This window comes from Candidatus Acidiferrales bacterium (genome assembly GCA_035934015.1).
GTDB lineage: Bacteria > Acidobacteriota > Terriglobia > Acidiferrales > UBA7541 > DAHUXN01.
The window spans coordinates 60873-75212 of sequence record DASYYH010000008.1; the positions used below are offsets into that span (position 1 = coordinate 60873).

A 14340-nucleotide genomic window follows, 5' to 3' on the forward strand; every position below is an offset into this window, starting at 1 on the left:
GGCGCTGCGTTCCTTCGTGAACTCAGCGCCATCCCCAAAACTAGCTTACGTTCTCTTGCCTGCCGCTCGCTAATCGATCGATACCAGGCGCAGCAGCCGGAAATCGCTGAGCATTTTGCCGGTGCCCAGCACGACGGACGCAAGCGGGTCATCGGCAATGGAAACGGGCAACCCCGTTTCTTCTCGAATGCGCTTGTCCAGATTCTTGATCAGCGCGCCGCCGCCGGTAAGCACGATACCGCGGTCGCTAATATCCGCGGAAAGCTCAGGAGGCGTACGTTCCAGCGCCACGCGAATCGCATTCAAGATTGTCGCGATGCACTCGGATAGCGCTTCGCGGATTTCGCTGTCATCAATGGTCACCGTGCGCGGCACGCCTTCGATCAGGTTCCGGCCTTTCACTTCCAAGGTCAGCGGCTTTTCCAGGGGATACGCCGAGCCGATTTCAATCTTGATTTGCTCCGCTGTTCGTTCGCCAACGAGCAAATTGTATTTTCGCTTCAGGTAGTGCATCACGGCTTCGTCCATTTCATTGCCGGCCACGCGCACCGACCGCGAATACACGATTCCGCTCATCGAAATCACCGCAATGTCCGTTGTTCCGCCGCCGATGTCCACCACCATATTGCCGGAGGGCTCTTCGATTGGCAGTCCCGCGCCGATCGCCGCGGCCATGGCCTGTTCGACCAGGTAGACTTCGCTCGCTCGCGCCCGGTACGCCGAATCCTGCACGGCGCGTTTTTCCACCGGTGTGATCTCGCTCGGCACGCCGATGACGATGCGCGGATGCACCAGCACACGGCGGTTATGCGCCTTCTGAATGAAATACGTGAGCATCTTTTCCGTGACTTTGAAGTCGGCGATAACGCCGTCCTTCATCGGCTTGATTGCGACCACGTTGCCGGGTGTACGGCCGAGCATTTCCTTGGCTTCCTTGCCCACGGCAACGACTTCCGCGTTGTTCTTGTTGATCGCAACAATCGAAGGCTCGTTCACCACGATGCCTTTGCCTTTGGCAAACACGAGTGTGTTCGCCGTTCCCAAGTCGATTGCGAGGTCGGACGAAAAAAGACTAAACACCGATCTCATCGAATATCCGTTTTTCATGAACCCCCTCGTGCCCTGCTTCCCCCGCCCACGAACCGCTGCTGCTCGCGATGCGCTTTACCTTTTCGATGCCAATGCTATGGAACGACGATCGCCTTGCGGACAATCCCTGTGCCGCCTCTGCGATCTTGTCCCGTAATCACAATGACATGCGGCCCCGACGTCATCGGCTGCGTGAAGTGCCGGAATGTTCCATCGGGCTCGATATCCGCCACCGGCTCGCCATCGATAATCAGTGCGGACCCAGGCTCCGTGCGCCCAATCACTTCGACAACCTTGCCGTGGAATTCGATATCGTCCACTTCCAGCAGCATACTCTGCTCTTTGTCCTGCTCCACCAGAGTAAACTTGGAAGCTCCCGCCGGCTCGCTTTCCGTTCCTTTGGCGTCAATGGCCTTCACGGTCCAAAAATATTCTCCGGCGGGCAATCCGGTGACTTCCACGGCCGTGTCCGTTGTCCGCTTATCCGCGAGCACACGATTAAACATCGATGTGTCGCCGATTTCCAGTTCGTATTCGTGCGCTGAATCCACGGCCTGCCATTCAAATCGAATCGGCGTGGTTTTCGGATCAGCCACAATAATTGGCTGTAGATTCACAGGCTGGACCAGATTCGGCGGCGCCAGAACGTCCGTCTTGGTGATGGGTCCGCTTCCCGTGAATGATGCGCGCTGCCATTGCGTCACCTGCACCTGCTGGCCATCATGCTGCACTTCCGCCGCGCCGGCCGCCACAGTAATCTGGTTTTGCTTTGTGCCGGGGTCCGTTCTCACGTCAGCGCGGCTGTTCTCATGCAGCGATGCAACAGCATCCTGAAATGAAACTTCCGCTTTCGACCCTGGAATCTGCCAGGTTCCTGTCGTCAGGTCCACCGCACCGGAGCTGATATGCATACCAACGCTCGATGCGCTATTCTGCGGCACGAAAATCTCCTCAACGGTCACGAGCGTATCAGCTTGCACGGTATACGTCGTACCGTCTGCGAACGCAATGCGCGCCACGCCGTCTGGTCCCGTTTGGATCAAGTCGCCTTTCTCAAGCGTCAGTGAGTAGTCCGCAGTTGTCCACTGCACGGAATTCACTCGCTTCACTTCAACTTTTCCGTCGAGGTTCACAAATCGCGCGCCGCGCATATTCGTCGCGCTCGCGCTTGTGTCTTTCGGCTCCAACACCTTGGTGATGTGCCGCACGAGTCCGGCAAAAGAATCGGGGAAGACCAGGTAGCCTGCGGCGGCAAACAGAATGAAGAATGCGAGAACGTAGAGAAGTACTGTGCGGTATGTAACCGTATGCCAGTAGACCTCTACTTTATTGATCTTTGGCCGGTTCGCGTCGGTGATTTTTGGCGTCGTCATCCTAAAATTCAGCTAATTTGCGAATCTAGCATACGGGTTGGGGCCTTTCAATACAGCGGCGCGTAAGTTGCGAAATTGCTAATACTTGCCCGGAAGTACAGGGTGGGGGACCCGCCGGACGCTGGCCCCTCGGCCTTAGGAGTTGCAGTCGCCTTCGTTCTGTCCGTCAAGCTCGTGATAGGATTCCGGCAGGCGCCCTCAAGAAGTGCGCCGTGAAATATGGACGCAAAGCGTCAACTCTTGCGGCTTACCTTGGCTACTCTGGCGTATCGAGCCGGAAAAGCGCTTCGCGGCGCACCTGAAAACTTCGCCGAATTTCGTGTTTCTGAAACGACGCGCACTCCTGGCCAAATTCTGGCGCATCTCTGCGACCTCATCGATTGGGGTGTTTCCATGGCCACGGGAAAAGAGGAATGGCACAATTCTGCGCCGATGCCTTGGGCGCAAGGCTCCGAACGATTTTTTGCAGCGCTCAAGAAATTCGATGATTGTCTCGCCTCTGATTCATCGCCGAATGCGCCTGTCGAAAGGCTGTTCCAGGGTCCTATCGCCGATTCGCTAACGCACGTCGGGCAAATCGCCATGCTGCGCCGATTGGCGGGTGCACCGGTTCGCGCTGAAAACTATTCTCGCGCCGAAATTACTATCGGCCGTGTCGGCGCGGATCAGGCCTCGCCAAAGCGCGAGTTCGATTGAAATCCTCTCGCTGTCTTGAGTGACTTCTGAAAAAGCGGCTCTTTACAACGCGGATCGCTATCGCATCATTTCGAGGGATTCGGTTGTTTTTATCCGCGGAGAGTTCTGCAGCTTTCGTCATCTCCGCGCACTAGCGCAGCCGGCGAAAGCTCACGCGGAGATACGAATCCGCTCAGCGCCATCGACAGATCAAAATCCGCGAGCAGATTGAGCACGGCATCGCGTACACCAGCTTCGCCCGCCACGCCAAGCCCCCAGATGTATAGTCTCGCGACCAGCGCCGCGCGCGCGCCGAGAGCAATCGCTTTCATTATGTCCGCACCGCGGCGAATGCCACTGTCGAATAGCACGGGAATTTTGCCGCGAACTGCTTCAACCACACCAGGAAGCGCATCGAGCGCGCCAATCGCACCATCAACCTGCCGGCCGCCGTGATTTGAAACAATCACGCCGCTCGCGCCGCAATCGATCGCGCGCAAGGCGTCATCCGGGTGCAGGATGCCTTTGAGCAGGATCGGGAGTTTCGTCTGCCCTCGCAGAAAGGCAACGTCGCTCCACGTTACCGCCGTATTCGTGAAGATGCTCAGCCACAGCCGCACGGCTTCCGGAGGATTTTTTTCTGGAGGCTCGCGCAACGCCGCTCGAAACACAGGGTCTGTGAAATAATTCGCGAGCCCTTCGCACAGCATGAATGGCAAGTAGCCGCGCTCCAGGTCGCGCTCCCGCCAACCAAGCATCGACGTGTCCAGCGTCACGATCAGCGCCGAATACCCAGCTCGTTCGGCGCGCTGCAGCATGCTCGCCGTCAATTCCGAATTCTTGCCCCAGTAGAGCTGAAACCACCGCGGCGACGCACCCATCGCCTGCGCCACTTCTTCCAGGGGACGCGAGGAAACTGTGCTTAGCACAAAAGGCAGGCCAAGCGACGCTGCAGCACGCCCCGAGGCGACTTCCGCCTCGCTGTGAATGATGCCTTGCACGCCGACGGGGCCGAGGAGGACAGGTGCGGGAAGTTTCGCTCCCAGAAGTTCGACGCTCATATCGCGAACCGAAACATTGCGCAACATTCGCGGGACGATGCGCCAGCGGTAGAAAGCCTCCAGATTCGCGCGCATCGTATTTTCGCCGCCTGCTCCTCCGGCAACGTAGTCATACGCGCGCGGGTCCATAATTTCTTTGGCCTTCTTTTCCAGCAGAGACAGCGAAATTGGTATGGAAAGCCGCTTCGCCGCCGCACCCCGTTGATAAATTTCTATCTCACGTTCGAGGCCAAAATTCCGTGCCGGTTTGGGGCTCTCGCCTGACATAAGCTCCGCAGATTATACATTCGCGGCCCAGTGTGCAAGGTGAGCCTGCCTTGCCTGCGCTGGTTTTCCGATTCGAGCGCGAGTGCCGCCCGTTGTGGCGGCAAGTGCGTCTACAGCTATCTAAACTTGGGGAATTCTCATCTAAATTCCTGGAAGAATATACGTTGCGATATACATCGATCGAGGTGAACTGAACATGAAGAAACAACCGCGCATCCTCAATTTCGTGTTGGTTTTTCTGTCCGGACTGCTATTCGCTGCTCCGCTCTTTGCTCAGGATTCTCAGCCAGCTGCCCCAGGCCTCGCGCAAATAACTGTTACGGCGATGTCCACGAAATCCGGCGAAGCTGCCCCCGCGCTGGGGAAGCAAGATGTTTTATTCCGCGAAAACGGCAAGAAGGCACAGATCGTGGATTGGGTTCCAACCAACACTCCCGATTCGAAGCTCCAACTCATTATCCTCATTGACCAGGACACGAGCACAAGGCTCGGCTCGCATTTCAACGAAATCGCATCCTTTATTCGTGCCTTGCCCTCAAATTCCACCGTCGCCGTCGCCTATGCCATGAATGGCGCGGCTGATCTGCGCACTCCATTCACAGCCAACAGAGAAGAGGTCATCAATTCACTGCATATCACCATGGGCGCTGCCGCCGGTATGACCAGCATCTACGAGGCTCTCGCCGACCTCATCAAGCATTGGCCAGGCAATGCGCCGCGCCGCGAAGTTCTCTTACTTAGCGACGGAATTGACCCGACCTATGGATTTCACGACACTGCGCCGTGGCAGAATCCTGCGCTCGACCATGCCACTCAAGCGGCCCAGAATGCCAATGTCACGATCTTCAGTATTTTCGTAAGAGCGGCGGGGCTGGAGGCGCGCAGCGAAGTCCTGAATCTGAATGGCCAGGGCTCGCTGAACCAGTTGACCACCGACACGGGCGGCTATTCGTTTTTTCAGGGCAGCGGCACGGCCGTCTCATTTCAGTCTTTTTTCCGCGACCTCAATGCAATGCTGAGCCAGCAATACCTTCTGACCTTCCGCCCCGCGCCGACGAAAAAAGGCGATGATCATCAACTCAAAGTGCGCACCGAGATTGCGCACGTCAAGCTACTGGCGCCATCGGAGATTTACCTGCCGGCGACGCAATGATTTTTTGATCTCGCCGAGTCGTCGCTGAAAACGCAGAAGTCGCAGGCTCGGCGCCTGTTGGCACTGATTTCGTGAGTCGGGCTCGGTTGACGTTAGGACTTGCCTGCGGGAATGAGCGCCAATTGCTGATCAGCCTGATCCGCGGCGCCTGAATCGGGGTATTGCGCTTTGATCTGGTTATACAGCTTCGCGGCCTGCGCCGGATTCGTCTGCCGGTAATGCTGCGCCAGCGCCAGCATCACTTCAGGCTCAGGCACGAGTACCGAAGGGTTTTTCATAAGCTCATTGTATAACTGTACTGCCTGGTCGCCTTTGCCGTCGCGATCATATATCTGCGCCAGTTCAAACCGCGCCATGGCCGCGAAGTCTTGGTCCGGGCTGTTCTGCACTGAGGAGAGCTGACTGATTGCCTGTGCGTCCTGATTCAGGCGTTCGAAACACAGCGCCGCGTAATAGTGCGCCAGTTGTCCGGGTCGTGTATTTCCGTAATGGCTGGCAACATCTTGGAATTTCTTCAGCGCGTCTTGATATTTTTTCGCGGAATCCGAATAGCTGATCTGGTTCGGTTCCGGCGCCTGGCCTGCGCCAATGACCGGCGCTTGGAAAACCTGCATCGCGTCGCTGAATCCCGCCGCCGCTTTCACGGTCTGCCGTTGCGTATAGAATCTCCAGCCGAAAATCGCTCCGCCAACGACGATAACAATCAGCGCCCCGTAGATCAGCGCCGTCTTGTGCGACAATACCGCTTCGGCGCTGTGTGACAGCGCCTCTTGAACCTGATCCGTCTTCAATTCCTGACGTGAAATATGCTTCGCCACTCGTCATCTCCTGCTAGAATTCGCAGTCTTTATCGTAGCACAGAACACACTGGCACTGCGGGTTGTCATGCGCGGGAACGTTCCGACCTTCTTCTTCGAGCGCCATCGCCATACAAGCGCCGAAGGCAAAGCTGCGCGCGCCTAGACCTTTGTTACGCTTTCGGCCTGGAACCCCTTGGGCCCTTGTTTCACCTCAAATTCCACGAGCTGGCCCTCGTTCAGCGATTTGTATCCGTCCATTTGGATAGCTGAGAAGTGGACAAAAACATCTTCGCCCGACTGCCGTTGGATGAATCCGTACCCCTTGGCCGCGTTAAACCACTTCACCACACCCTGTTCTCGTGCCAACTGTCCTGCTCCTCTTCCCGTGAATTCCTGGGTGTCTTGCTCTTGCCGGGGAGCTGTTCGAGCGCGCCAGCATTCGCGGCGCCGTCTCCGCGGCTTGGCAAAACCGCCTAGTGCCGGGAATTCTTTCACAGAAAACTGCGCCATGTCCAGCGCGAGAGTATTCCTTTGGACTGCCCAAAATGAGGACGAGTACGTGCGTGAACAAACCTTGCCGCAACGGAATGTGGGCCGCAGACTGAACTTGAAATGGCTCTAGGATTTTGGATTTGTATCCGAATTCGCAGCGTTCTGCTTCTTCGTCAGCGTCTGAACCACATCCTGTAGCGCGGAGACTTTTTGTTCCTGCGAGTGAATGTCATTTGTCTTGCTTCCGATTGCCGCTTTTTCGGAGTCGAGGTTGGCCTTGCCTTGTGTGTCCGCCGCGAAATTCGTTTGCCCGTAGTATGTGTCGGAATCGAGCTTGTGCTGGCGCTGCAGGATTGTCAGGTCAATCTGCATCACGCCGAGCTGTTTTTTCGCCTCTTCCAGATCCGCCCTGGCCTTCGCCAAATCCGCGGCCATCTGCTTGGCATCTTCCGGACCGGTCTTGGCCGCGCCCGGTCCGCTGGAGGTCGTTCCATTGTCGTCCGCGTGTGCCGGCGGAGGGGCAGGCTGCCCCACCACGCTCACTCCGTTCGGATTTGTAGGCAGATTGTCATTTGTCCACACGGCAGGCTTGGGCTTCGCTGCCTGTTTCTTCTGGTCGGCGTCTTTGTGTGCAGCATCGGCTGTGGACTGCACCGATTGGGTTGATTGCGATGTCTGTCCCGATTGGCTCGGTTGCTGCCCTGCCATCACCACTGGACAGCTCAAAAGCCCAAAAACCACGATCCGCGCAACACTTTTTCCATATCCCAATCCCATGGCGGCGCCTCGAATTACCTCTCGTACATCGTAATCCCCAATGCGCGCCAAAACCGCGCCAGCGTCCTCTGAGGCTTCCAAAGAGGTAACTGTCCCATCGCCCATTCTTGCTTTTGCTCCAAGCGCCGCATCAGGCCCGGTTCTTGTTCACGGGGCCACGGGAGTTTGCTGCGAGAAGAATGCGTGCCATTCGCCGTCTTTCCAGATGAAAAAATCCGCGGATCTCGTTGCCCTCAGCTTGCCGTCAGGAGCGGTAAAACTGGATAGCGCGTAGGCAACCGCCACGTTCTCGTGGATCATGACCGTGACTTCAGGGATTCGCGGAATTTTCAGGTTTTTGCCGCGATTCTTCGCCGCCATTTCCAGTTCGTCGCGAAGATACTTCAACTCTCCGTTGCGGCGAATTTCCCTGTAGTCCGGACTCAGCAAACAGCCCTCAAGTTGCGTATCTCCTGTGAGGAAGGCCATCGACCACGCATGTTCCAGATGTTGAATGGTTGCCGCGTTCTCGCGCTGGTTGGCAAGCTGCGGCAGACTGCACGAACCGGCTGCCCACGAAGGTGCGGCTAATAAAACGAAAAGGCAAGCCAATCCCAGGATCTTGCTCTTTGTATGCTTCATCTTTTTCTCTCGGTTCGAAGTTTTTATGCCCTGGCTTTTGTTGGAATCGTCCGCGATTTTCTTGCCGCCGCCATGGCCCCTTGCATTACTCCTGCCTCGGCTCAGAGAGATGTTGTTATTCTCTCGATGGTTGCCGACGACACCGTGCGACCGCCATTTCTCTGGCCTCGCTCCGCAGGGAACTCGCTTGTACGCAATCGCAACTCGAAGCATAATGCCGCCACCGGACTCCGCTGACGATGCGGCTGTCTCGCGCGCTTTGCTCCTCCAAGGAGGGAAGATGATTCGCTTCCGGATTCGAAATGCCCTGGCCTTGATTCCCTTTACTTTCTTGCTCGCTGCTCCGGGCGTATTTGCGAAACCTGCCGCAGTCATCTCCGCCGCTGCGCCCGCGCCTCAGACTCAGCCTCCTGTCTCCGCGCAGAAGCCAGCCAGCGAGGCCTCGGTTCAAGTGAAATCCTACACGCTCCCGCCGGACCTCTACGAAAAGGCCGTGAAGTACTCTCGCGCGCAATACGTTCTTTATTTCGTCAGCTTCGTCTGGGGCGTGATTGTGTTGTTGCTAGTGCTCGTCTGGCAGCTCGCGCCGAAATATCGCGATTGGGCTGGGCGCGTGAACAATCGCTTTGTGCAAGCGTTAATTTTCGCTCCTTTGCTTCTGTTGACGATTGCAGTGCTCGGATTGCCTCCGGACATATTCGGCCACTGGCTCGGACGCAGTTATGGGATTTCCGTGCAAGGTTGGAACTCTTGGGCCTGGGACTGGATTAAAAGCCAAATCATCAGTTGCATCCTCGGCATCGTTCTCGTGTGGATTCTCTACGCCATCATCCGGCACAGCCCGCGCCGCTGGTGGCTTTATTTCTGGGTCATCACTTTGCCGATTCTCGTTTTCCTGGTTTTCCTGGCCCCGCTGGTGATTGATCCTCTCTTCAACAAGTTCGAGCCGCTCCAGAATACCGACCCACAGCTTGTCACCGCGCTTGAGCAGGTGGTTCATCGCGCGAATATGGATATCCCGCCGGATCGCATGTTTCTGATGAAGGCCAGCGAGAAGACCAACGCCGTCGACGCCTATGTCACCGGCATCGGCGCTTCGAAGCGTGTCGTCGTCTGAGATACGACGATCCAGAAAATGACCATTCCTGAAACCATGTTCGTCTTCGGCCATGAAATGGGCCACTACGTCTTAGGCCACGTATACAAAGGTTTGGTTTTTGGCGCGCTTGTCCTTTTGGTTCTGCTCTACCTCGGATTTCGCGGGATGCTTTGGTTGCTCTCGCGCTGGGGCGGCGCTTGGGGCATCCGTGGCCCGGACGACTGGGCGTCCTTGCCCGTATTGCTCTTGTGGTTCGCGATCCTTGGATTTGTGGCCTCTCCGATCACTAACACCTTCAGCCGTCACATTGAGCATCAGGCCGATCAGTATGGGCTCGAAGTCACGCACGGACTGATCCCGAACTCCAACCAGGTGGCTGCCCAGGCGTTTGAAATTCTCGGTGAAGTAGACTTGGCTGATCCCGACCCGAATCCATTCATCGAGTTTTGGATCTTCAATCATCCGCCGCTCACAGAACGCGTGAATTTCGCGCTGACCTATGACCCGTGGACGCAGGGCAAGCAGCCGGAATTTGTGAAGTGAATTAAGACGCAACGGATGCCTGCGCCCGGGGAACTGCAGCCCGGCGATAGATTTGCATTCGAATTCCACCGCGTGGCCGCAAGGTGATCAATGGCTCCGGCACGATCGTTTGTCCCGCTTCCAATTCGAAACTGAATTTTTGTGCCAGCTCCGCCGTCACCAGCGCTGCTTCCAGCATCGCAAATCCCTGGCCGATACATCGCCGCGGCCCACCCCCGAAGGGAAAATAGGCGTGCGCCGGCAGCCGCGTAATCAACCCATCGAGCCATCGCTCCGGCCGAAAAACAAGCGGCTCCGGAAAATACCGCGCATCGCGATGCGTCACCCATTGCGACATAATTATGGTTGCGCCCGCGGGAAATGAATAATCTCCCAGTTGAAACGATTCGATCGATAGTCTCGCCATGATGTAAGCGGGCGGATAAAGCCGCAGCGATTCATGGATGACTGCGGCGAGATACGGAAGCGATTCCAAATCTTCCGGCCGTGGCGAACGACCCCCAAGCACGCGATCAAGTTCTTCCTGCAAGCGCGCTTCCGCAGCAGGATTTTGCGCGAGCAGATACCACGTCCAGCTCAGCGTCAGCGCCGTGGTTTCATGGCCGGCCAGAAACAGCGTCATGGTTTCGTCGCGCAACTGTTGCGGAGTCATCTGTGTGCCGTCTTCGTCCATCGCGGCAATCAAATGCGAGAGAAGATCGTTGCCCCCGCCGCCCCGTGCGCGTCGCTCTTCGATGATTCCATACACGAGCGAATCGAGATATGCAAATGCTGCATCGGCGCGCCGGTTTGCGGGGGTAGGCCAGGTCGCCGGAATTCGGATTGGCGAACGCACGCGATGGATTTGATGCCGCATCAAGCTCGTCAGATTTTCTCCCACGCGATCGGCTTCCGGTCCGATGTCCAGCCCGAAAAGCGTTTTTACGGCAATGCCGCACGTCAACCGCGACATCTCGTCGGCGATATCGCGAACCTCTCCATCGCGCCATTGCGCCGCGTGCGCGCGGGCGTGCTCAATCATCGTAGGCACATACTCGTTGACTCGCGTTTTTTGAAATGCCGGCTGAGCGAGCCGCCGTTGCCGCCGCCAGAAATCGTCCTCGCTGTTGAGCAATCCGTTTCCGAGCAGCCGCCGCGTCGCCGCCTGCGCCATCGCGCTCTTGTGGAATTTCTGATGCTGCACGACGAGCACTTGCTCGATGAAAGCAGGATGATTAAGCAGGATGCGCTCTTGCCCGAAGGCCAATGGCAAATAAACAATGTCGCCGTAATCGCGCGCGGCGCGAACGAAGAGATTCAAGCCGTGCCTGCGCAGTTCTAGCATGACGCCGAGCAGCGGCTTGCCGCGCGGCCCGGGCGGACGATTCTTCTTGGCAGTCATCAGAAAGCGAGGCTCCCTCCCTTCTTTTGTACCTCAGCGCGGAACAAAATGCATGTACCGCGGTTCGCATTTGCGGGCGCGCCGCTCGCGGCAATCAATCGAGCCGTGTTCCGAGATTGGTTCTCGCCTCCACGTCCGGTAAGATATCGCCTCCCATGGCGGATTTGACTTTCACGCAAGAAATTTTGGCGCCGGCGAGAATTGTCGGTGCGTTTTTCGTCCCGCATCGTATGGGCGCCTGGTACGGCCGCGAGATGGATTTGCAATTCGAAGTGCAAGGCGGTGCAATCGAGTTCTGCAGTGGCCTCAAGGTTCGTCTAATAGGTCGGCTCGGCAAGCGCGAAGTCACGCATACCGCGGTAGTCACGGAATTCGAGCGTGGCCGCGTCCTCGAATGGCAGTTCCAGGATGCTTATGGCGTTCGCGGTATGCAGCGCTGGGAAATTGATGCCACCGCGGCGGGCTCCTGCGTCCTCATGCGCGATAGTTACGAAATGCCCGGGCGCATCCTCAAATTCCTCGATTGGCTTCTGACACGCCATGCCGTCGCGCGGCGCGACCGCGCCGAGCTCGCGCGCCTCAAGTGCTTGGTTGAGCACGCCTGAAAGCGCAAAGACGTTCTGCCTGAAAAAGGGGCCCCGCTATGTGATTTCCTGTAGCCGGGCCAAGAGTAAACATGCCGAGCCGCAACACGTGTTCGCTCTTGGATTATTTGTGTCCGTTAACGGACATTTGCCGGCCGTTCATTGCCGCTTAAGCCTTTAATTACAATCACATACGATTGGCTGCCGTCTTGCACCCATCCAGATGAAGTATTGTCTGTCTCGGCTGCCTGATTGATCGTTCTGAGATACATACAGTCATGCTTCAAACCATTGGAAAAAAGGGGAAATGACCATGACCGGAAGGCTGATTCGAATCGTTCTTGCCCTCTATCTCACTGCTACGCTGGCAACTGGCGTTCCGGCGTTTGCCCAGACAGCCGCGCCGCAACAAAGCGCTTCTCCGGCGAGCGCAACCACGCCTCAGTATACGTCCACGGCGTATACAAGTCTCTTTGGCGTGCGTGACTATTCCAGGGCCAAGCGTTCGTTCCCGAATATCTTTGCCCCCTACACAAGCATAACCGTGGCCCCGCCCGTCCTGACAAACGCTCCCACCATCTACGATCTGATCCATGACGGCAAGCTCGAAATCAGCCTCCAGGACGCCATATCTCTGGCCATGCAAAACAACTTGGATATCGCCGTCTCCGAATACACCCCCTGGATCGACCAAACCAACGTGCTTAACGCGGAAGGTGGCGGTACGCCGCTCGGTTCCGTCGTGATCGGCTCGGGCACGGGTGGCAGCTTCGATCCTGTAATCACAGAGAACACCAGCATCAGCGACAACTCGCAGTCCGTGAACAATCCACTTTCCAGCGGAGTGGGCACCAGTGGTGGAGCGATCACGCAGGCTACGCACGATACGCAATTTAACCTGAGTTACACTCAAGAGCTGCACAGCGGGACCACGTTCAACATCCAGCTCAACAACGACAGAACCTCGAGCTCGCCTTCGGCAAATTTTTTCAATCCTGCCCTCACATCGAGCATTGGGGTTGAGGTTTCGCAGCCCTTGCTGAACGGATTCGGTTTTCTTCCTCACATTCGCTTTATTCTCGAATCCAAGAACACTAATAAAATTGGCGAGCTCCAATTCGAGGAGCAGATCATCAATTCCATCACGCAAATCGAGACACAGTATTGGATCCTCGTTCTTAACAGGCAGAGCGTGAATGTCGACCAACAAGCTGTCGCGGCTTATCAAAAGCTTTATGAAGATGACATGCATCTGCTCAATATTGGCAGCATGTCGCCCAGCGATGTCGTCACGGCACAATCGGCGATTGCTGCGAGCAACCAGGCTCTGCTCGGCGCGCAGGTCAATGAACATGTGCAGGAGGAGATCCTTCTCCAGCTCATCACCAAGGATCCCTCGGATCCTCGTCTCAAAGGACTCGAGCTTGTTCCCACATCGGTGCCCGAAGATACGCCCCAGGCTCCCGACATCTCTTTGGATGATGCGGAAAAAGAGGCTTCAGCCGACCGGCCGGAGTTGAAGGTCGACAAGCTCACTTTGCAGAACGACGAATACAATGTCCGCGCTACGAAGAATTCACTGCTGCCGACTCTCACTCTCTCTGGCGAATACATCAGCCTGGGCTTGAGCGGCAATGCAGCCGGCGCATTCACTCCCAACGGAACATTTTCACCCATCACCTCGGAGCCGATCGTCGACCAGAATGGAAATCCCGTGCTTTCCGGCGGCCTTCCGACTTTTCTGGGAACTCCCAATGGCGTCATCGGTCCCGCGATTCCAGGAGGGATTAGCTCTGCTTACTCCCAGATTTTTCACAACCTTTCTCCGACTTATGCCGGCAGCCTGAGCCTCAATCTTCCGCTGCGCAACCGCTCAGCTCAAGCTACGAACGCCGAGCAGCACTTGGTGCAACGCCAGGATCAGGTCGCCGATCAGCGCCAGAAAAGCACGATTTTCGCCAGTGTCAATGAAGCTCTTACCGCAGTGAAGCTGTACGCTTCCGAAGTTGATGCAGCAGTGAAAGCGACGCATCTCGCGCAACAGGCCTACGATTACACCATGGATAAGTTCAATTTGGGCACTGCCGACACTTTTCTGGTCGTTCAGTATGCTACGTTGCTGAACGCCGCAAAGTTGAATGAATCGAACGTCAAGGCGAACTATGAAATCGCCCTCGCCCAATTCAATCAAGCGATGGGCCGCACCTTGACCTCGAACAACATCACCATCGCAGGCAATCGCGATCGCGGCGTCGATTTGGACGCCAATGCTCCCATGATCCCTGGCACGCTCGATGGGCGCCTCGCGGACCGAGACATCTTCAATGCCGCCGCACACCAATAGACTTCGTCTGGCGCGCAAGAAATCAATTCCGCCAGGGTTCACGAGGGGATAAGGGCGCGTTCTCCGGAATATTGTCTTGGC

General features: G+C 56.7%; 14 protein-coding genes. 6 read left to right on the forward strand and 8 right to left on the reverse strand.

All coding sequences use genetic code 11. From position 1 onward, the window contains the following. Positions 1-69: 69 nt before the first annotated feature. Positions 70-1089 (reverse strand): rod shape-determining protein, encoded by a 1020-nt coding sequence (locus VGR81_04520; protein ID HEV2288198.1) that lies wholly within the window; start codon positions 1087-1089, stop codon positions 70-72. A 95-nt stretch (positions 1090-1184) separates the two neighbouring features. Next, on the reverse strand, positions 1185-2462 hold the full coding sequence (locus VGR81_04525) for a hypothetical protein (protein ID HEV2288199.1): 1278 nt from the start codon (positions 2460-2462) through the stop codon (positions 1185-1187). Between the two features lie 219 nt (positions 2463-2681). Here VGR81_04525 and VGR81_04530 point away from each other — a divergent pair, with 219 nt between their 5' ends. Then, entirely contained in the window at positions 2682-3158 is a 477-nt protein-coding gene (locus VGR81_04530) for a hypothetical protein (GenBank protein ID HEV2288200.1), read from the forward strand. Positions 3159-3247: 89 nt separating this feature from the next. On the opposite strand, the gene VGR81_04535 is transcribed toward VGR81_04530, so the two are convergent. Continuing rightward, a complete protein-coding gene (locus VGR81_04535) occupies positions 3248-4465 on the reverse strand; it encodes a lactate 2-monooxygenase (protein ID HEV2288201.1) in 1218 nt (405 codons plus the stop codon). A gap of 196 nt (positions 4466-4661) precedes the next feature. Here VGR81_04535 and VGR81_04540 point away from each other — a divergent pair, with 196 nt between their 5' ends. Then, entirely contained in the window at positions 4662-5618 is a 957-nt protein-coding gene (locus VGR81_04540; protein ID HEV2288202.1) for a hypothetical protein, read from the forward strand. A gap of 92 nt (positions 5619-5710) precedes the next feature. Here the strand turns inward: VGR81_04540 and VGR81_04545 are convergent, their stop codons facing one another. From VGR81_04545 to VGR81_04560, 4 genes are all read right to left on the reverse strand, one after another. Next, positions 5711-6436, reverse strand: a complete 726-nt coding sequence (locus tag VGR81_04545) for a tetratricopeptide repeat protein (GenBank protein ID HEV2288203.1) — start codon at positions 6434-6436, stop codon at positions 5711-5713. A 141-nt stretch (positions 6437-6577) separates the two neighbouring features. After that, the gene (locus VGR81_04550) at positions 6578-6784 is read right to left on the reverse strand and encodes a cold shock domain-containing protein (GenBank protein HEV2288204.1); all 207 of its coding nucleotides are present in this window, start codon (positions 6782-6784) and stop codon (positions 6578-6580) included. 252 nt (positions 6785-7036) lie between these two features. Then, the gene (locus VGR81_04555) at positions 7037-7792 is read right to left on the reverse strand and encodes a hypothetical protein (protein ID HEV2288205.1); all 756 of its coding nucleotides are present in this window, start codon (positions 7790-7792) and stop codon (positions 7037-7039) included. A 42-nt stretch (positions 7793-7834) separates the two neighbouring features. Continuing rightward, complete coding sequence (locus VGR81_04560; protein ID HEV2288206.1) at positions 7835-8308, reverse strand: nuclear transport factor 2 family protein; 474 nt, start codon at positions 8306-8308, stop codon at positions 7835-7837. 280 nt (positions 8309-8588) lie between these two features. Between VGR81_04560 and VGR81_04565 the strand changes: the two genes are divergently transcribed. Further along, positions 8589-9425, forward strand: a complete 837-nt coding sequence (locus tag VGR81_04565; protein ID HEV2288207.1) for a hypothetical protein — start codon at positions 8589-8591, stop codon at positions 9423-9425. A 9-nt stretch (positions 9426-9434) separates the two neighbouring features. Continuing rightward, positions 9435-9950: a M48 family metalloprotease gene (locus VGR81_04570; protein HEV2288208.1), complete on the forward strand. Its 516-nt coding sequence runs from the start codon at positions 9435-9437 to the stop codon at positions 9948-9950. Between the two features lies 1 nt (position 9951). On the opposite strand, the gene VGR81_04575 is transcribed toward VGR81_04570, so the two are convergent. Then, complete coding sequence (locus VGR81_04575) at positions 9952-11331, reverse strand: cytochrome P450 (protein ID HEV2288209.1); 1380 nt, start codon at positions 11329-11331, stop codon at positions 9952-9954. Positions 11332-11486: 155 nt separating this feature from the next. Between VGR81_04575 and VGR81_04580 the strand changes: the two genes are divergently transcribed. Together VGR81_04580 and VGR81_04585 are read left to right on the forward strand one after the other, a co-directional pair. Further along, the gene (locus tag VGR81_04580) at positions 11487-11936 is read left to right on the forward strand and encodes an SRPBCC family protein (GenBank protein ID HEV2288210.1); all 450 of its coding nucleotides are present in this window, start codon (positions 11487-11489) and stop codon (positions 11934-11936) included. Positions 11937-12228: 292 nt separating this feature from the next. Next, a complete protein-coding gene (locus VGR81_04585; protein ID HEV2288211.1) occupies positions 12229-14259 on the forward strand; it encodes a TolC family protein in 2031 nt (676 codons plus the stop codon). The last annotated feature ends 81 nt before the right edge of the window (positions 14260-14340 follow it).

Excerpts from the sequence above, each read along its gene's own strand:
- VGR81_04530 (HEV2288200.1), top strand. The coding sequence starts at position 2,682 with ATGGACGCAAAGCGTCAACTCTTGCGGCTTACCTTGGCTACTCTGGCG.
- VGR81_04555 (HEV2288205.1), bottom strand. The coding sequence starts at position 7,792 with ATGGGCGATGGGACAGTTACCTCTTTGGAAGCCTCAGAGGACGCTGGC.
- VGR81_04520 (HEV2288198.1), bottom strand. The coding sequence starts at position 1,089 with ATGAGATCGGTGTTTAGTCTTTTTTCGTCCGACCTCGCAATCGACTTG.
- VGR81_04560 (HEV2288206.1), bottom strand. The coding sequence starts at position 8,308 with ATGAAGCATACAAAGAGCAAGATCCTGGGATTGGCTTGCCTTTTCGTT.
- VGR81_04585 (HEV2288211.1), top strand. The coding sequence starts at position 12,229 with ATGACCGGAAGGCTGATTCGAATCGTTCTTGCCCTCTATCTCACTGCT.
- VGR81_04535 (HEV2288201.1), bottom strand. The coding sequence starts at position 4,465 with ATGTCAGGCGAGAGCCCCAAACCGGCACGGAATTTTGGCCTCGAACGT.
- VGR81_04525 (HEV2288199.1), bottom strand. The coding sequence starts at position 2,462 with ATGACGACGCCAAAAATCACCGACGCGAACCGGCCAAAGATCAATAAA.
- VGR81_04580 (HEV2288210.1), top strand. The coding sequence starts at position 11,487 with ATGGCGGATTTGACTTTCACGCAAGAAATTTTGGCGCCGGCGAGAATT.
- VGR81_04575 (HEV2288209.1), bottom strand. The coding sequence starts at position 11,331 with ATGACTGCCAAGAAGAATCGTCCGCCCGGGCCGCGCGGCAAGCCGCTG.
- VGR81_04565 (HEV2288207.1), top strand. The coding sequence starts at position 8,589 with ATGATTCGCTTCCGGATTCGAAATGCCCTGGCCTTGATTCCCTTTACT.
- VGR81_04540 (HEV2288202.1), top strand. The coding sequence starts at position 4,662 with ATGAAGAAACAACCGCGCATCCTCAATTTCGTGTTGGTTTTTCTGTCC.